18 protein-coding genes are annotated in these 17821 nt (G+C 64.9%); 8 read left to right on the top strand and 10 right to left on the bottom strand.

All coding sequences use genetic code 11. From position 1 onward, the window contains the following. Window positions 1–42 precede the first annotated feature (42 nt). Window positions 43–1299, top strand: a complete 1257-nt coding sequence (locus RCH15_RS08685; protein WP_326960055.1) for a phospholipase D-like domain-containing protein — start codon at window positions 43–45, stop codon at window positions 1297–1299. A 33-nt stretch (window positions 1300–1332) separates the two neighbouring features. Here RCH15_RS08685 and RCH15_RS08680 read toward each other — a convergent pair whose 3' ends face one another. The 4 genes from RCH15_RS08680 to RCH15_RS08665 all read right to left on the bottom strand — a co-directional run bounded on the left by RCH15_RS08680 (window position 1333) and on the right by RCH15_RS08665 (window position 4179). After that, on the bottom strand, window positions 1333–1761 hold the full coding sequence (locus RCH15_RS08680) for a diacylglycerol/lipid kinase family protein (RefSeq protein WP_326960053.1): 429 nt from the start codon (window positions 1759–1761) through the stop codon (window positions 1333–1335). 16 nt (window positions 1762–1777) lie between these two features. Then, window positions 1778–3100 carry an ISL3 family transposase gene (locus RCH15_RS08675; RefSeq protein ID WP_326960051.1) on the bottom strand — a complete coding sequence of 441 codons (1323 nt, stop codon included), beginning with the start codon at window positions 3098–3100 and terminating at the stop codon, window positions 1778–1780. Between the two features lie 124 nt (window positions 3101–3224). Beyond that, window positions 3225–3740, bottom strand: coding sequence for an acylglycerol kinase family protein (locus tag RCH15_RS08670; RefSeq protein ID WP_326960049.1), 516 nt, complete (start codon window positions 3738–3740; stop codon window positions 3225–3227). A gap of 163 nt (window positions 3741–3903) precedes the next feature. Continuing rightward, window positions 3904–4179 carry a hypothetical protein gene (locus tag RCH15_RS08665; RefSeq protein WP_326960047.1) on the bottom strand — a complete coding sequence of 92 codons (276 nt, stop codon included), beginning with the start codon at window positions 4177–4179 and terminating at the stop codon, window positions 3904–3906. A gap of 277 nt (window positions 4180–4456) precedes the next feature. Here RCH15_RS08665 and RCH15_RS08660 point away from each other — a divergent pair, with 277 nt between their 5' ends. Then, on the top strand, window positions 4457–5329 hold the full coding sequence (locus RCH15_RS08660) for a phosphatase PAP2 family protein (protein ID WP_326960045.1): 873 nt from the start codon (window positions 4457–4459) through the stop codon (window positions 5327–5329). Between the two features lie 19 nt (window positions 5330–5348). Here the strand turns inward: RCH15_RS08660 and RCH15_RS08655 are convergent, their stop codons facing one another. After that, window positions 5349–5525 carry a CsbD family protein gene (locus RCH15_RS08655; protein ID WP_326960043.1) on the bottom strand — a complete coding sequence of 59 codons (177 nt, stop codon included), beginning with the start codon at window positions 5523–5525 and terminating at the stop codon, window positions 5349–5351. A 738-nt stretch (window positions 5526–6263) separates the two neighbouring features. Here RCH15_RS08655 and RCH15_RS08650 point away from each other — a divergent pair. The 6 genes from RCH15_RS08650 to deoC are packed head-to-tail and all read left to right on the top strand — an operon-like array spanning window position 6264 to window position 12930. Further along, on the top strand, window positions 6264–7289 hold the full coding sequence (locus RCH15_RS08650) for a LacI family DNA-binding transcriptional regulator (protein ID WP_326960041.1): 1026 nt from the start codon (window positions 6264–6266) through the stop codon (window positions 7287–7289). 21 nt (window positions 7290–7310) lie between these two features. Then, window positions 7311–8285, top strand: coding sequence for a ribokinase (locus tag RCH15_RS08645; protein ID WP_326960039.1), 975 nt, complete (start codon window positions 7311–7313; stop codon window positions 8283–8285). A 56-nt stretch (window positions 8286–8341) separates the two neighbouring features. Continuing rightward, complete coding sequence (gene rbsD / locus RCH15_RS08640; RefSeq protein ID WP_326960037.1) at window positions 8342–8746, top strand: D-ribose pyranase; 405 nt, start codon at window positions 8342–8344, stop codon at window positions 8744–8746. Between the two features lies 1 nt (window position 8747). Next, window positions 8748–10238: a sugar ABC transporter ATP-binding protein gene (locus RCH15_RS08635; protein ID WP_326960035.1), complete on the top strand. Its 1491-nt coding sequence runs from the start codon at window positions 8748–8750 to the stop codon at window positions 10236–10238. After that, the gene (locus RCH15_RS08630; protein WP_326960033.1) at window positions 10235–12226 is read left to right on the top strand and encodes an ABC transporter permease/substrate-binding protein; all 1992 of its coding nucleotides are present in this window, start codon (window positions 10235–10237) and stop codon (window positions 12224–12226) included. The genes RCH15_RS08635 and RCH15_RS08630 overlap by 4 nt, the downstream gene beginning before the upstream one ends. A gap of 35 nt (window positions 12227–12261) precedes the next feature. After that, complete coding sequence (gene deoC / locus RCH15_RS08625; RefSeq protein WP_326960031.1) at window positions 12262–12930, top strand: deoxyribose-phosphate aldolase; 669 nt, start codon at window positions 12262–12264, stop codon at window positions 12928–12930. A gap of 244 nt (window positions 12931–13174) precedes the next feature. On the opposite strand, the gene RCH15_RS08620 is transcribed toward deoC, so the two are convergent. From RCH15_RS08620 to RCH15_RS08600, 5 genes are all read right to left on the bottom strand, one after another. Continuing rightward, window positions 13175–14134, bottom strand: a complete 960-nt coding sequence (locus RCH15_RS08620; RefSeq protein ID WP_326960029.1) for an amidohydrolase family protein — start codon at window positions 14132–14134, stop codon at window positions 13175–13177. Continuing rightward, complete coding sequence (locus tag RCH15_RS08615) at window positions 14131–14889, bottom strand: DUF998 domain-containing protein (RefSeq protein ID WP_326960027.1); 759 nt, start codon at window positions 14887–14889, stop codon at window positions 14131–14133. Before RCH15_RS08615 ends, RCH15_RS08620 begins: the two co-directional genes overlap by 4 nt. Before the next feature lie 306 nt (window positions 14890–15195). After that, window positions 15196–15675 carry a hypothetical protein gene (locus RCH15_RS08610; RefSeq protein ID WP_326960025.1) on the bottom strand — a complete coding sequence of 160 codons (480 nt, stop codon included), beginning with the start codon at window positions 15673–15675 and terminating at the stop codon, window positions 15196–15198. An 82-nt stretch (window positions 15676–15757) separates the two neighbouring features. Continuing rightward, a complete protein-coding gene (locus RCH15_RS08605) occupies window positions 15758–16321 on the bottom strand; it encodes a dihydrofolate reductase family protein (protein ID WP_326960023.1) in 564 nt (187 codons plus the stop codon). 218 nt (window positions 16322–16539) lie between these two features. Then, complete coding sequence (locus tag RCH15_RS08600; protein ID WP_326960021.1) at window positions 16540–17586, bottom strand: CAP domain-containing protein; 1047 nt, start codon at window positions 17584–17586, stop codon at window positions 16540–16542. Window positions 17587–17821: the final 235 nt, after the last annotated feature.

Here is a 17821-nt window from a genome sequence, read left to right as displayed (position 1 = left end):
AGCCCAGCCCGAGGCACCCGGACTGCAAACTAAGCTTGGTGGATGGTTAATTTGCTCCCGGAGCCCGTTGCGGCCATCGCCCGAAAGACCGTGGGCCGCTCATTACTGACACTTGCGGCGGTTCAGGGAGCGGTGATCGCAGGGCTCGTCCTTCTGGACGTGGTCAAGAAACGGCGCCGGACCAGGCGCACGGGGTTTCCCCGCCCCGGAACTTTTGAGAGTACGGTCTCCGATACTCCTGTCACGACGTACACCTACGGGGCTGATCTCTACCGTGACATGATCCAGGCCATTGACGAGGCGGAAGACCGGATCTTCATTGAAACGTTCATCTGGAAGGATGACGACACCGGGCACCGGTTCAAGGACGCGCTTAATGAGGCAGCCGCCCGCGGCGTTGAGGTCTCCATCATGTATGACGGGTTTGCCAACCTGGTGGTGCCATCCTCTTTCTTCCGGTTCCACCGGGACATACGCGTCTACCGATTCCCGGTGGTCCGCCCGTCAATGCTCTTCCAAACCCTTCGCGGCACAGGGCTGGACCACCGCAAGCTCCTGGTAGTCGATGACCACATCGGTTTCGTGGGCGGCTACAACATCGGTTCCCTGTACGCCACGGAATGGCGGGACACCCACCTCCGGCTCGTGGGTCCATCGGTGTGGGATCTCCGCCAGGCATTCGTGAACGTCTGGAACGACCACGCCGCGGGATCCCCGGCCGAGATTCCGCACACGACGCCGGCCGGGTGGGAGCCGCGGATCCGTGCCGTGAACAACATTCCGGCGGATCTCGTCTACCCGATCCGCGGCATCTATTTGGACGCCATCAACCGGGCCCGGGACCACATCTTTGTCACCATGGCGTACTTCATCCCGGACCAGCAGATCCTCAAAGCGCTGCTCGCCGCCAGCAGCCGGGGTGTCGACGTCCGGCTGATCCTCCCCGAAGATTCAAACCACATCCTGTCGGACTGGCTCTCGCGCGGGTTTTACCGGTCTCTGCTGGAGGCGGGAGTGACAGTCCTGCTCTACCGGAACGCGATGATCCACGCCAAGACGGCGACTATTGACGGCAGCTGGTCCACCGTGGGCAGCGCCAATATCGACAGGCTGAGTCTGACCGGCAACTATGAAATCAATCTCGAAATCCATGACGACAATTTCGCCTCGGACATGCAGAAGATCTTCGCGGTGGACAGCGGGAACTGCAGGGTACTGACGCTGGAGGAATGGCGCGACCGGCATTCGCTTGCCAGGTTCAGCGAAGCAGTACTGGTCCCGCTCCGGCCGTTGCTCTGAGTCCGGTCCTGCCAGTATCGGCCGGCGTGGACCCTACCCGAGGATCGGCAGGGCTGCCCGGTCGCATTCGACCTTGACCAACGTGTTTGCGGCCACGGACTTCACTTCGCCGTCGATTTGGTAGGGAAGGGGCTTGAGCGTCGTGAATTCGTAGCTGCTCACGCTTGGCTGGTCGCCCAGCCCCCGGGTGGTGGCCCGCAGCGCCGTCAGCAGTACCCGCCACTTGGGCATGTGCGGAAAGAGGATAACTTCGAATTTCCCGTCGGAAGGTTCATTGTCTGCCGTGCTTAGGGTGGCGTATTTGGCCATCTCGGAGATGTTCGCGAAAACGAGGCTGTCGAACTTCCGGCGCTTACCGTCAGTCTGGCGTATTTCGAACGGCTTGAACTTCGCGAAGGTCCGGATCACGGAGAACATTTCCTTGATCGCGCCTTTACTGCCCTTTTCAATATCGATCGCCATTACCGGCCCTTCGCATTTAAGCATGGTTGATTTGTTTCGCCCGGTAGGGCCGGTGGCCGCCGGCGGCGAGTAGGCATCTGAGCCGGTAGTTGGTGAAGTTGCGGAAGCCGCGGGCGATTCTGCGGGTGGTTTCGATGACGCCGTTGATCGCTTCGGTGGGGCCGTTCGAGGCGCGGTTCGTGTCGAAGTAGGCGATGATCGCGGACTTCCATTGTTTGAGTGTCCGGCCGAGGCGGGCGACTTCCGGGATCGGGCAGGTCGGGAATGAAGCAATGACTTCGTTGACGAGTTCTCGGCCCCGCTCCGGGCGGGTGTGGTAGATGTTGCGGAGCTTCTGGTAGCACTGCCAGGCCAGGGTGACTTCGTGGTCGGGGTCTCCGGCGGTGAGTTTCGCGTCCAGCCGTGCGGATTGCTTGTCAGTGAGGTGTTCGGCGCCGATCTGCAGGGTCCGGCGGATCCCGTAGAGCGGATCTCCCTTGCGGCCGCGGTGCCCGAGAGTGTCTTGCTGGACCCGGCGGCGGACCTCATCGAGCATGGCCGAACCCAGCTTCACGACGTGGAAGGCATCCAGGACGGTGATGGCTTCGGGCAGCTCGTCGCGGATCGCGTTGGCGTAGCCGCGGAACGGATCCAGCGCGGCGGTCTTGATCCCGGCGGTGAACCCGGTGCCGCGGTCTTTGAGCCAGTCCGCGTAGGCCTTCCCGGACCGGCCCGGAACGAGGTCCAGCAGCCGGGCGTGAACAAAGCCGTCCGCGTCGCGGGTGTGATCCACAATCCCGGTGACCATCCCCGTGCCGGGAGGGCCGGTGTGGGCCCAGACATGTTCGTCGACGCCGAGCGCATTCACCCCCTTCAGCCGGCCCGTGTCAGCGATCCGCCGCGCGGCCTCGGCCCTGATCCCGTGCCACACGGTGTGCCAGGAGACGCCGAGCTGGTGGGCCAGTGCCGATACCGAGGTGTCGAAATGCTGGAGTGCGTCGGTTGCCCAGTTCACGGCACGGGCGGTCAGTTTCGCCCGGGGCCCGGCCAGCGGATGCTCCTCGGTGAACGTCGTTCTCGGGCAGCCCTGGTCCGGGCAGCGCCAGACACGCTTGGCCCAGAGCAGCCGCACCGGCCTCCCAAAACAGGGGATGTCGTGGAGCCGGACCTGCCGGCGTCCGTGCCCGACCGCAACGACGCCGCAGTCGGGGCAGCCGGTGACGTCCTCCCCGGTCTCGACGCCCAGAACCAGGCCGGCCCCGGTTGCCGTGACGGAGCTGACGTGGACGCCCTCGACACCGAGCAGCGCATCCGCGCGCGTGCACCAGCGGCCATCGGAACAAGACATAGAGTTAGTCATGTCAGGGTCTCTTTTGGATATTGGTTGCTTGGTCGCTACCAATTCAAAGAGGCCCTGACCTCTTTCCCACCGCACCACGCCGCAGCGGCAACGGCCGACCCCGCGGCGCCAGCCTCAGACCGCCCTAACCACGCTCATCTGCGAAGGGCCCCATTACCGGAGTCAGGCCAAATCCGATGTAGGAGTGCGCGTACGCCGGGGCGTCTTCGCCTGCGCCTGCGTGGATCCGCAAGAGATCGATGTGGCGCACGTTGCCCTCGGCGATGGCCTCTTCGAGCGGCTTGGTGCCGACGGCCCGCCGATGGTCGTTCGCGTTCCCTGCCGCCATGACGGCACACACAGCGTTCGGGTTATCGCTTTGCTTCACGCCGTTGACCACTTCGTTGTAGCCGCCATCGCCACTGACCGACACAACCAGAACGTGACCTCCTGTGTTGGCGGCCTCGCAGGCCAAGTCGATGGCGTGCCCGGCGTGACTGGTCGGTTGAAGCGTGAGATCCACCGGATAGGTAAGAAGCTCAGTCAGCCGATCACGGAGCTCTTCCGCGAGCTTGGGCGCATCTCCGGTGCTGTTGGGGTTGAAAATGATGACAATCTTGTCAAAAGTCCGGACAGAATCCATAGTGTTCTCCTGGTTCATGGGGGGCTGCTTCCTACGGCGTAGCCGCTTCCGGCAGCTCCCGGTTCTGCAAATCCCGCGATATCGCGTTACGAGCAAAAAATCCTGGCACCGCCACCCTTCCGGGGGGCCGCACCAGGATCCGCTTGTCCGGACGCTCTCGCAGCCGGACGCATTCCAGAGGTTATGCGTGGTTGTGGCTGCGGTTGCCCGCCTTGGCCAGGCCGCGGGCCACCATAAGACCAACGGTGAGCCAGGTAATGAGCTGCATGGCGTCATGGGCGTTGAAGACGTCCACGCCGTTTTCATGTGCGTCGTCCCCGACAACAGCGGACGTAATGATCGTGGCGAGCACGGCGGCGACGTACACAGCAAACTCAAGGGTCCTGGTGGAGATCTTGATGTCGTTAGCGTTCTGCGCGGCGTCAGTTCGGACGTGCTGGGTGGTGTTTGCAGCCATGGGTGTCTCCTGGTTAGTGGGGGGTGATGTGAGGGGCCAGAACGGTCGTGCAATCAGGGTCCCGCTTCAGAAACCAGTGACAACAACTTCTCTACCTCGAAGAAGTTACAGGCTGGTCTGCCAAATAGCAAGCCTACTTACTTTCTCGGAAGGGCGGCCGGCAGCGCACCCGGAAACCACAGGCGAGACCTCTCGGTGGCCGCAGCAATCTGGCGACAACCAGCAGATGCTAAGCTTACTTATTATCCGCGTAGCTGTAGCAAGAGAGGCGCCGAGCGTGACGCAGGAAAATAAGCAACCGCCCGAGGCAGGCGTGCAAGGCGAAGTCCGACAGGACCGCTTCATCGGCGGAAATGACTTGACGCGCTGGCACACCCGGTTCGGCCGGTTCTTGGCGTTCGTCGTCGGGCATGTCAGCCGTCTTCTCGGCCCGCATGCGGCATTGATCCTGACGTTGGCGGTTGGTGCGGCCCTGGCCGTCTCCCTCACCGCGGTCTTCGCGCAGGTCTACGAAGCCGTTGTCGAGGCCGACGGAGTCGCCGGCCTGGACCATCCCGTCCTGGCTGCGGCCAAGACGGTCCGCTCCCCTGCGTTGGACCTTATCGCTACCGGGTACACCGACGTGGGCGGGACCATCGGCATGCCCATCCTGGCGCTGGCTGTCATGACCATGCTGGCCCTGCGACGCCGCTCCTGGACCCCGGTCATCCTCATTGTCATCGCCGCCGCCGGCTCCTTGCTGATGACCATCGCGGGCAAGTCACTCATAGGCAGGACCCGGCCCCAGTTGACCGACGCAGTTCCGCCTTACGAGTACTCGGCGTCCTTCCCCAGCGGCCATTCGCTGAACTCGGTTGTCATTGCCGGCATCGTCGCCTACCTGATCATTCTCCGGTTGCAATCTGCCCGGGCCAGGGTAGTCACGGCACTGCTCGCGGGTCTCTTCGCCGCGACCATCGGCCTGAGCCGCGTGTACCTGGGTCACCACTGGCTCACCGATGTCCTGGCCGCCTGGGCCCTCGGCGCTGCATGGCTGGCATTGGTGATCACAGCGCACCGGCTCTACCTCACCACGCGCACCCACCGCGCTGAAACACCGACCATGCACTCCGACGGGAGCACGCGGGAAACCGACGTTATCGACGTGTAGCTGAACACCGTCGCCGGGATCAGTGCTTCCTGAAGGCGTCCCTTACCTTTTCAGCAGCCTGCTTCAGGTCCGCCTTGATCTGGTCGCCCCTGCCTTCGTTCTTGAGGTGGTTGTCACCGCTTGCCTTCCCGGTGGCCTCTTTGGCCTTGCCGGTCAGCTTTGTTACCGCATTCTGAATCTTGTCACCCAGACCCATGGCTTCCGCCTTGGGAGACCACCCGGCAGGCTGCCGGGGATCACAAATTCATGCTATCCGCCGCCCGACGCGACGGCCATCCCCAGCACAGGAACGCCGCCAACCGCGCTCGCAGGTCGCAGCTGTCCGGGACCGGCGTCGAGGACCCACTGTTGAAATCAAGAAGCAACTGGGCAACGTCGGCGTTCGTCGCCCGCCGCACAGAACCGTTGGAGGTCATGACTTCACCTTGGACACCAGGCGAACGGAAGTCCACTAACGCCAGGTCGACCCTCGACACCATCAGCTGATTGTTCTCCGCTGTCCACCACCGGGGACAGCTCAAAGTCACCTCAGTTGCGCCACGCCAGCCGCAAAAACGCCATGATATGGGAAACCAGATCTCAGAGCCGGCACCACTGCCCGCCGGAATACAAATCGTGGAGGCTCCCCAACCCCTCACCAGGGCAACACCGGATCCGCCCTGAAATGGGTCCCGATCAGACCGCCGTTCCCGCCCCAAGCGGGCTCACATGAGACTGACATTCTCAGGAGCCAAAGACAGCCGCAGACATCGCTCCAGAGGATGCCCGCATCGCCCTTGCGGCCGAAACAGCGTGGAGAACCTGCCCTTGTCATCCCAACTGAAAACGTTTACAGTATTCAAATGCCGGCGTGAGTTGATTCACAGCCGGCACCTTATGCCGGTCCGGATGGGCCGGACCAGCCGACCCGGCCGACTCAAAGGAGAGGGCATCCGTGGCAAACATCCATGACGTGGCTAGACGTGCCGGTGTGTCGATCGCCAGCGTCTCGCGCATGCTGGCAGGGCAAAACGTCCGGAGCGCCGAGGCGATACGGCGGGCCATCGATGATCTCGGCTACCGGCCCAACGCCAGTGCCCGCGGCCTGCGCCTGGGTAAGCACCACAGCATTGCCGTGATTGTTCCCGACATCTCCAACCCTTACTTCGCCGCCCTGGTCCGGGGCATCGAGGAACGGGCCATGACGCAGGGTTTCCACATCGTCGTGGCTAGCAGCGATGAGCAGTTCAGCGCGGAATCGGAGGTTCTGGGGAACCTCATCGACGCCGTCGATGCCGTCGCGATTGTCCCGGCCGAGGAAGGCGACCGCACCCGCAGGATGCTGGCAGACCTCAACAAGCCGGTAGTGCTAATCGACCGGACCGTGGGGGAAGAGCCGGGCTTCGACCTGGTCCATGTGGACAACGCCAGCGGCGCCCAGGCCGCCGCAGACTATCTCCTTTCCCTGGGTCACCGCAGGATCGGCATTATCAGCGGACGCCAGGACACCGTTCCGGGGCGGGTCCGGCACCAGGTCTTCGTACAGGCCCTGGCCGACGCCGGCATCCGGATCCCGGCAGAAGCCGTCAAGATCGGCGAATTCAGCCGTGACTTCGGGCACCGCGCCGCCCAGGAGCTGATCGGACAGGAGCTGATCGGCCGGCCCGCCGGAATCACGGCCCTGTTCGTTGGCAACAACACCATGGCCCAGGGTGCCCTGCTCTCCCTGCACGCCGCAGGGGTATCCATCCCCGGACAGCTTTCCTTCCTTTGCTTTGACGACTTCGACCTTGCGGAACTGCTCCCCGCGCCCGTCACCGTGATCTCACGCCCCGCCATTGCGGAGGGCCACGCGGCCGCGGACCTCCTGCTTAAACGGATTGAACATTTCGGCAGCCCCAACCAGTCACCCATGGAGCACAAAATCCTGCCGGTGAGCCTGACCATCCGGCAGTCCTGCGCCTCTCCTGCCTCCAACTGACCACATCACTTAAGGAACCCCATGACCACAACTGTGCCCCGAAACGGCAATGTACTGGTGATCGGCAGCATCACCTGCGATCTGACCAGTTTCAGCGACCGGCTGCCGCAGCCGGGGGAAACCGTCCTCGGCAACGCCTTCACCATGGTCCTCGGCGGCAAAGGTGCCAACCAGGCCCTGGCGGCGGCACGCGCCGGGAGCCAGGTCTCCCTGATCGGAAGCGTGGGCAACGACGGCTTCAGCGAACTGGTCCTCGGGACCCTGGCCGAGGAACACATCGACACCACGCACGTGATGCGCACGGAAGGACCCACCGGAATCGCCCACATCCGGGTGGACGCCTCAGCGGAGAACGACATCGTGATGATCCCGCTCGCCAACTCCCGGCTGAGCCCCGGGCACATCAGGGATGCCCTTAACCAGTCCCAGCGTCCCGCCAACGTGGCCCTGATCCAGCTGGAAATCCCGCACGAATCCGCGCTGGAAGCGGCACGTGCGTGCAAGGCCCGCGGCATCACCGTGATTCTTGATCCCGCCCCGGCCCCGGCCGCGCCCCTGGACGAGGACTTCTGGCCCCACGTGGACATCGTCACCCCCAACGAGACCGAAGCGCGCCTCATCACTGGAATCGCGGTTTCCGACCGCGAATCCGCCACCGCGGCCGGACGCTGGTTCACCGACCGCGGCGTGCGGCGCGCCGTCGTCACGCTGGCCGGGGCAGGCGCCGTCATCGTTGAACGGACTTCCGCGGACAGCACGGCCGTGACCCTGCAGGAACCCTTCCGTGTCACGGCGGTGGACACCACAGCCGCCGGCGATGCCTTTGCCGGTGTGCTGGGCAGCGCGCTGGCCGAAGGGCTGGACTGGGATGAGTCGCTGCGTCGCGCCATGGCCGGCGGCGCCCTGGCGGTCACCGTGGCCGGCGCCAGCCCGAGCCTGCCCCGGCGCGACGTCATCGACTCGTTCCTCGCCGCCCGGACGGCCACATCCCGCTGACCGCGGGCAACCAGACCACCCCGAAGTCCCATCCTCTACAACGCAGTGGAGCAACTATGCGCAAAAACAGCGGTACCCTCAATGCAGCCCTCGCCCGGGTCATCTCAGAACTGGGCCACACGGACGAACTCGTCGTGACCGACGCCGGCCTGCCAATCCCGGCCGGAGTGGAACGGATCGATCTCGCCCTGACGGCCAACGTTCCGCGGTTCCTTGAGTGCCTGGACGTGGTCCTGGCCGAAGTCGAGGTGGAAGGCGCCATCGCGGCGTCGGAGATAGCCGAGCACAGCCCTGAACTCCTTGAGGCCCTCAAGGAACGGCTCGGCGACCGCGGCGTTCCGCTGGAACTCGTCCCGCACACAGACTTCAAACAGCGGACCAGAAACTCCAGGGCCGCCGTCCGGTCCGGGGAATTCACCCCCTACGCCAACGTGATCCTTGTGGCTGGAGTGGTGTACTGACATGACAGTCACCCTCAGCAGCATCACCAAGTCTTTCGGGCCCAACCGCGTGCTCCGCGGTGTGGACCTCAGCATCGAACCAGGCGAAATTGTGTCCCTCGTTGGGGAAAACGGCGCCGGAAAATCCACCCTGACCCGGATCATCGCCGGGGCCTACCAGCCCGATTCCGGACAGATCATCCTGGACGGCGAGGTGCGGAAGTTCAGCGGCCCGCAGGATGCCATGGCGTCCGGCGTCCAGGTCATCTACCAGGAGCTGAAGAACAACCTGTTCCCGCAGTTGGACGTGGCCTCGAACATCTTTGCCCACGACGGTGCCGGCGAGTTCGGCCGGATGTTCGTCAACAAGGACAAGATGCATGCCCGCGCCGCCGAGCTCCTGAGCCAGGTGGGGATCGAGGTCGACACCCGCCTGCCCGTGGGGAAACTCAGCTTCGGCCAGCAGCAGCTCGTCCAGCTCGCCCGCTGCCTCAACCACTCGGTCAAGTTGCTCATCCTTGATGAGCCAACGGCGGCCCTGGACGACCGGGAATCGGAACTCCTGTTTGCCCAGGTCCGCAAGATCCAGGCCGCCGGTGTCGCCGTTATCTACATCAGCCACCGGCTCCCGGAGGTCTTCGCCCTCTCCGACCGCATCGTGGTGATGCGCGACGGCCGCGTGTCCAAGACCGGCACTGCCGCTGAGCTGACCGAAGCCGCCGTCGTGGCGGCCATGGTGGGCGGCGAAGTGGAGAATTTCTACCCCAAGGAACACCACGCCACGGACCGGGTGCGGCTCGACGTCCAGGGCCTCGAATCGGCCGGCGTCAACGGGGTGTCCTTCAAAGTCCACGCCGGCGAAGTCCTCGGCATCGGCGGGGTCATGGGCAGTGGGAAGGGGGATGTCCTTCGGGCCCTCTTTGGCCTGGACGACGCCGCGGGCACCGTCAGCATCGACGGGAAACCGCTCATCCTGAAGTCCCCCCGGCATGCCATCAGCGCCGGCGTTGCCTACCTGACCCCCGACCGGCAGGCGGAGGGGCTCACCCTCGCCCAGCCGATTTCGCACAACGAGTCCCTGGCCACCCTCGGGGCCATCACCCGCAACGGGATCGTGGCACTCAAACGCGAACGGGACCGGTGTCAGGAAATTTCCACCCGGCTCAGCGTCAAATGCAACAGCATTGACGACGCCGTCGGGACGCTTTCCGGCGGTAACCAGCAGAAGGTCCTCCTGGCCCGCTGCCTGCTGGGCAATCCGGCGATCCTGCTGATGGAAGAACCCACCCGCGGCGTCGATGTCGGTGCCAAGGCGGAGATCTACTCCATCATCAACGACGTCGCCGCCCAGGGCGTCGCCGTCGTCCTTGTCTCATCAGACCTTCCCGAACTTGTCGAAATGTCGGACCGGGTGCTGGTCATGCGCGGGGGCAGCATCAACGCTGAACTGTCCTCCGACGCCCTGACCCAGCAGTCCGTCCTGGAACACGCAATGGAGACCGTATCCCGATGAAAAAAATATCCCTCTTCAACGACCAGCTGCGCGCGGTGTGGATGCTGGCCTTCGTGGCCATCGCGCTTGTGTTCGCCACCCCCCTGTTCCTGCAGCCGTCCAACATGCTCAACGTGCTGCTCACGGCCGCGGTCGTCGCCCTGATCGCCGCAGGCCAGACCTACGTGATTATCCTCGCCGAGATCGATCTGTCCGTCGGCGCGGTCCTTGGCTTCAGCGCCATCACCACCGCGAGCGTCATCAGCCAGTACGGTGTTGTCGCCGGGCTCGCCGCGGGCCTCGCTGTCGGCGCCCTGGCGGGCCTGATCAACGGTGTACTGGTCACCAAAGCCAAGATGCCCTCGTTCATCGCCACCCTGGCGACCATGTCCATCTTCGCCGGCCTCACGCTGCAGTTCTCCCAGGGCAACCCCGTCAAAGTGACGGACGCAGCGTTCCTGGCACTGGGCCAGGGCAACCTCCTCGGCATCCCCACGCCCATCTGGATCATGCTGATCCTGGGCGTGCTGTTCGGCTACATCCTGGCCCGCACCCGCTTCGGCCGCGAACTCTACGCCACCGGTGACAACGCCGACGCCGCCCGCCTCGCCGGCATCAGCACGGACCGGGTCAAGATCCTGGCCTTTATGATCTCCGGTGTCCTCGCCGCCACCGCCGGGTTCATCCTCACCGCCCGCCTCGGAACGGCGCAGCCCACCGCGGGCACCGGCCTGGAACTCGCCGCCATCGCCGCCGTGATCATCGGCGGCACCAGCCTTGCCGGCGGCCGCGGAGCCCTCCTGGGCACCCTCGTCGGCGCGGTGCTGCTGGCAATGATCGACAACGGGCTCAACCTGCTCAACGTCTCCCCGTTCCTGCAGAGCGTCGTCAAGGGCGCCGTGATCCTGCTGGCCGTGTTCGTGGACCGAAACTCCGGTGTGCTGATGCGGGTCTTCCGGTCCGGTCCGGCCAGGGCTGAAGCGCCCGCGACGGCGACTGCAGCCGGCCCCGGCGCCCCGGCGCCGCTCCTTCCGAAGGTTGCCATGATCTCCGTGGTGGCCCTCTTGCTGGTCGGTGCCGGCGTCACCACAGCAGTGCGCTCCACGGACAACGGGAGCGCGGGGTCGCAGCAGAAATCAGCCACCCTTGTCATTTCCACACTGAACAACCCGTTCTTCGTCTCCGTGGGGGACGGCGCCAGGGACCAGGCGGCCAAGCTGGGCGTGGCCCTGGATGTGCAGAACGCCAACAACAACGACACGTCCTCGCTCAACCAGGCCACCACCGCGCTGGTAAAGAAGCCCGGCGTGCTTCTGCTGGACCCGACGTCGAGCGAAGCCGGCGGATCGATCACCGTCAAAGCCAACCAGGCGAACGTTCCCGTCGTCGCGTTTGACCGCGTACCCGATCAGGGCAAGCTGGCAGCGTTCATCGGCTACGACGCCGTCCAGGCCGGCAAGAACGGTGCCAAGGCCCTCTGCGAAGCGGTCGGCGGCGCCGGCAAGGTGGCCGAACTCCAGGGCCTGCTTGGCACCAGCGTTGCCCGGGACCGGTCCGAGGGTTTCAAAGCCGGAATGAAGGAATGCCCCGGCGTCGAGGTGGTGGCCGTGCAGACCGCGGACTTCGACCGCGGAAAGGCACTGGATGTCACCACCAACATCCTCCAGGCGAACCCGGGCATCACCGGGATCTACGGCGCCAACGACGAAATGGCGCTCGGAGCGGTGGCCGCCGTCAAGTCCCGCGGCCTGCTGGCCACCATCAAGATCGTCGGCAACGACGGCATCGGCGATGCCCTGGCCGCCGTGAAGAGCGGGGAGATGTACGCCACGAACGCCGAATCCCCCTTCGCCCTGGGCCAGGAAGTCGCCAAAATCGGCCATGCCGTGGCCAGCGGCGAGAAAGTCGAAGAGTCCCGGGTGTTGCAGGGCAAGCTCGTCACCGGCAGCGGCGTCGAGGAGTTCTGCTCGTACCTGCGCGGCATCGGCGACACGGCAACCTGCAAGTAGCACCACCCACCTTCCCCGCACTTCCAAGGAGAATCATGACTGAACTGAAAGCGGCCGGCCTGGCCGCGATGGTGGACCACACCTTCCTGCACTCCACGGGAACCAGGGCCGAGGCGGAGCACGCGGCCGCTGAAGCCACCCGGCTGGGCGCGTACTCAGTGTGCGTTTCGCCGTCGATGCTGCCCCTGGCCGGCACGGGCACCCGGATCACAGCCGTGTGCGGGTTCCCGTCCGGCAAGCACCACAGCAGCGTCAAAGCCGCCGAAGCGGCTGAAGCGGTGAGCAACGGCGCCCACGAGATCGACATGGTGATCGACGTCGGAGCGGTCCGGTCCGGTGACTTCGACGCCGTCGAACGCGACATCGCGGCCGTCCGCGAGGCCGTCCCGGCACCCACGGTCCTCAAGGTCATCCTCGAAACGGCGGCGCTGACGGACGAGCAGATCGTGCGCAGCTGCGCCGCCGCCGAAAACAGCGGTGCCGACTTCGTCAAGACCTCCACGGGTTTCCACCCGGACGGCGGAGCCACGGTGCACGCAGTTGAACTGATGGCACGGACGGTGGCGCCGCGTCTTGGGGTCAAAGCATCCGGCGGCATCCGGGACTGGGCCGCAGCGCAGGCGATGATCGCGGCGGGCGCCACCCGGCTGGGGCTGTCCGGCACGGCAGAGGTCCTCACCGGCGGACGCAGCACCGGATACTGAAACCCAACCCCCTGCGGGCAGCCGGGACTGGCCCGCAGGGGGGGGTCACCTTACCCGGAAAAATACAGCGACTCCTACTGCTTCGACCGAAGGCTAACCAGCCCAGTGCCCACGAGAAGACGCATCAGAAACGTGTGTGCGGCCGGAACGTCGGCCCCTACTTTTCGCGCATCAGCCCCATCACGACCCGCGGAAAACACCGGCCGATGGACAACCCCACCCGGGCAGAGACGCCGCATAGCCCTTATCGTCCCCCGAGACGGGGAAACAGCGCCTCGGCATTGCCGCGGTCTATCCCCGCGCGCAGGGAAAGCTCCAGCGGGTAACTCTCGTACTGCGCGGTCAGGAAATCGACCGCCGCCGGGGGGGCGAACGGAAAGTCAGTTCCATACGTGATGCGGCCCGGGTCGGCGACCTCCAGCAGACTTGGCAGCGCCGACGGGGTCGCGGATAAGGCGACGTCATAATAGAACCGCCGCAGGACGGACTGGTTCTTGTCCGTCAGCGCCGCCAATGCGCTCAGCGCCAGGTCCTTGGTGGTGAGCATTGCCAGCAGGATCCGGTAGGCGATGAACGGTACGAAGCCGCCCGCGTGGGCCAGGATGAACCTGATTCCCGGGTATTTCTCCATCGCACCGGCGAGGATCAGGCTGAGCGCCGTACGGGTGGTGTCGAGCAGGAAATCCGCGGCAAAGGCCGGTACGCCCGGAACCCCCGGTGCGGGCAGTTCACCCGGGTGAACGAACACGACGGCCCGGCGGTGATGCAGGAACGCCAGCAGAGGCTCAAAGTCCGGGTCGCCCAAGTAGCGGCCGTCATTGTTAGCCAGCAGCACAATCCCGTCCGCATGCAGCGCGTCCAGGGCGTACCGGGCTTCCGCCAGGGCGCCCTCCACGTCCGGCAGGGTAAGGGTCGCGAAGAACCCGAACCGCTCGGGCCGTGCGGCCACCACCTCCGCGCTGAACTCATTGACCTCCCGCGCCCACCGCCGCGTCTCCGCCGCGTCCCCGAAGTACACGCCGGGGGTGGACAAGGACAGAATCCCGGTCTGCACGCCATGCTTGTCCATGAACTTCAACGCCAAGCGCTCCGACCAGGGCGGCAGGTCCACCCCACCAGGGCGGATACCCATTTCGTGCATCCAGCGCGCGTAGCCCGGCGGAACGATGTGCTGGTGCGTGTCGATGCGGTACGGTCCGCTCATCCGGATTCCGCCAACCCATGGCGGACCGGCTTCGGGGGTGCCTGACCGGGTTCAGGGTGCCCGGGGGACTGGCTGCTTCGTCGCAGAAGGAGGAGGGCCAGAACCACCACCCAGAGCAGGAACGCCCCGATCATGACGCGTTCGACCACCCCTAACCAGGGAGTTGGTTGGCCGGCGGCAACCAGGGGGACAAACGAATTTGTCCAAGCGCCGAAGACGAGGACGACGACGAGTGTCAGGATCGAATAGACACGAAACCCCTTGCCCAGGGCAGCAGCCCCGAATCCTAGAATCGCCACATACAGCAAAGCGTCCACAGCCCCCAGGATGAGGTGCATGACGTCCGTGACCGCGAACGCGGCCGTCGGCATGATGTCAACGCGCGCGGTCATCGGGAACGGAAGCCACAACGGCCCCACTGCCCCATAGGCGATGAAAAGGGAACCGGTCACACGCAGCGCGGTCTTTCCCCGGGCTGACTGCCAGACACCGATACCAAACGCGATGATCAGCCCCTCGTAAAAGAAACCCTCCACGATAAGGGCCGTCCTGGTCGGTGCACCGATCGAGGTCAGCTCGCTGATGGTCTGGGCAAAAGAGCTGTAGTCCTTGTAAAGCAACGCCGCCAGCACCTCGCTGGTCACCGGCCAGAGCAGCGAGGACACAATTCCGCACACCAGCAGCGCCCTGACCCCCCTCCGTGACCCTGCAGGGTCCATGGCCGGGGGCTGCGCGCCGGAAGCGGAACTGGACATGGGACCTCCCCAAAACTCCATAACACCCAAGGCGGGCTTGAATGCACGATGCGCCGGGACAGGCAAAGAGGACAGAGCCGTTGGTCCCGGCCGGGCATGAACCGCCCCCACGCGGCCGCATTCCGTGGGCAGTGTCAGCCTTGTCCGGCTATCAAGGGTGTCCTGAAGCGGCACCTCGCCGGACCATTTTCCGGCAGCTGCAACAACTTGCTGCTTGAGACCAACCATGAAAGGTCCGAAATCGACCGTACAGAATGTCCAAAGTCGTCTGCATAGCCCGCCCGTTGTGGATCGCACCGCGGGCGGTCAGGATGGATCAGCTGCAGAATGCGAGGCAGCAACGTCTTTGCAGACTGCCCAACGGCCGATGGCTGCCGCTGCGCCAACGGTGGCCCATGGGAGCAATAGCCACGGCTGCCAGCCGAGGCCCAGGAGGTCTCCCAGCAGCCAGAACACAAGGCTAGGCACTGCGAAAAAGGCTCCGATGTGGATCCATTGATGCCGGACCGGGCGCAAGCAATAGGCCAACACCCAGGCCAGTGGTGCCGCGACCACCAGGGAAACTCCGAAGCCATACAGAATAGCCATTCCCAAAAGGCCCCATACATGGCCGGCGGCGGTGCCGTCCAGCACGGCTGGCACGCCATAGCCTGCCGCCACTAGGAGAAGTAGCACGCCCACCCAGAGCGTGGTGGCGATGAGCCAGCCCTTGATGAACGCGTAGGCATCCAGGACCACTCTTTGTGACTGAACTGCCTGCGGCTGCGCCGCGTCCCCCAGCGTCATGGGCTTAGCCTACCGATGAGGGAACACAGCGCCACGAGATCCATGGTTGGCCCGAAGCCCGCGCTGATCCGACGTCGGCCACTCAGCTCCTGGTCTCGTACCTGGTAAGGACCACACCGTCGGGAAACGTCCGCGTCTCCACCAGGCTCAGGTCCACCCAGCTGTCGAGGGCTGTGAAGAACGGCGTGCCGCCGCCTACCAAGACCGGATGGGTGACGATCACGTACTCGTCGATCAGCCCGGCGCGCATGGCCGCCGCGGCAAGTGTGGCACCGCCGATGTCCATGGGGCCGCCGTCGTCGGCCTTGAGCCGGGCGATCTCGGTGACCGCGTCGCTGGTGACCAGGCGGGTATTCCAGTCGACCGTGCTTCTCGTCGAGGAGAACACCACCTTCGGCATGTCCCGCCAGCGGCGCGCGAACTCGATGTGCGCCGGTGTGGCACCAGGCTGCCCGTCGGCGGTCGGCCAGTGTGAGCTCATCGTCTCCCACAGTTTGCGCCCGTACAGCGCCAGGCCCGTCGCCCCCACCCGGTCCGACCACCATTGGAACAGCTCGTCGCTCGGTACGCTCCAGCCGAGGTCGTCGCCGGGCGCGGCGATGTAACCGTCCAGACTCACGTTCATGCCGAAGGTCAGTTTGCGCATGGCGCCAGTCTCCCGTGAGCCGGTATTGGTTGTACAGACCAGCACGGCGCGGAAAAATCATCGGTCAGGCCACACCGAGGGCCAGTTGACCACCAAATACGAGCCGCTCGACATGTTCTATGCGAGGGGTTGTTGCTCGACGGACCGACCTCCAGTAGTGCCGTGATACGCCAAGCACCCCCAACGCGGGAATGCGCAAGGGGTGCTTGTGGGCGGGTCTATTTGTAGGTGACCCGCGAGCCGGTTGGACTCCAGTGGATTACGCCGCCCTGGTAATTTTGGGCGACGGCTCCTCCCCGGCCGGTAACGTACTCGTTGCTGGTCGGGTATCCGAGCCGGCCGTTCTCGAAACCGGTCTTAGCCCAAAGGGAGCGGATCCCGCCGAAGGATACAAAGCCGCCTGTTCTGGGGGACCAGATGATGGCCCCGTTCTGGTAGTTCTGGTACACGCCGCCGCTCCGGAGCCCGGTGACCTCGTCGGTGACGGGGTAGCCGAGGATACCGTTTTCGAAACCCGTCTTAGCCCACGCCGAGCGGATGGCGCCCTTTGTCAGCCGGGCGCCGCTGGCCGGTGAGTACAGGATGCAACCGACCGCGAAGCACTGGTAGGAGCCGCGGTTTTTGAGCCCGGAAACTTCTGCGCTGGTGGCGCGGCCCAGACCGCCGCGGTACGAGGCGGCCTTGGCCGCTATGGGCGAGAGAGGCGCCTTGGCCGGAACGGCCGGGCTGACCGTCGTCGAGTAGGCTGCCAGGTTGGAAACCACCAGGTGCCAGCCCCGGTACGGCCCGGAGGTCGGTACAACATAGCCGATCCCGTCATCAGTGAGTCGTGAATCCAGCATTGCAGCCTTGTGCGAGGGGGAGCTCATCCACCAGGCGACGATCTGCTCTGGGGTGGAGTTGAAGCCCACGATCTCGCGGTACATTGTGGCGCCGGAAGGTATCAGGGAGCCGCCGGCGTCCGGACGGTGGATTTTGCCAAAGTCGAATCCGGGGTCCTTGGTAGCGACTCCGAGGCGGTTCGCCCAGTCCTGCGATACGTTAGCGATCCGCTGGTTCCAGGCCAGCGGCCGGGCACCAACTTTGGCGCGTTCGGCGTTGATAAGATTATGGGTCTTCTTCGCGAAGGTGTCCGAGTAGGCGGATGACGGCATCCCGGCTTTGACCGGTGCTGCAGTAGAGGCGCTAGCGCCGAGGAGGCTGCCGGACAGTGAGAGCAGGAGACCGAAAACCACTGCGGTCGCGCGGGTAGAACGTAATTTCATAAGTCCCTAGATTGAGTGCCGGGTGGGATCGCTGGGAGACGGGACAAGTCTGCCGGGCATCAACGGGTGATTGGACGGTTTCGTGGGTTGGTGGGGGAACTCTTGGCAGATCCTGCGGAACCGACAGCCACGGTTTCGAGACATGAACCGTTGGAGGGCATGGTCACACGGAGCACGTGGTGAGGTGCTCCCGGGCCTCCGCCCCGGCGCTGCGGGCGTCCGGGATCGCCCAGGG

Source organism: Arthrobacter sp. MP_M4, assembly GCF_035984855.1.
Classification (GTDB): Bacteria; Actinomycetota; Actinomycetes; order Actinomycetales; family Micrococcaceae; genus Arthrobacter.
The sequence above is the reverse complement of the archived record's forward strand: the minus strand, read 5'-3'. Positions and strand labels throughout refer to the sequence as shown.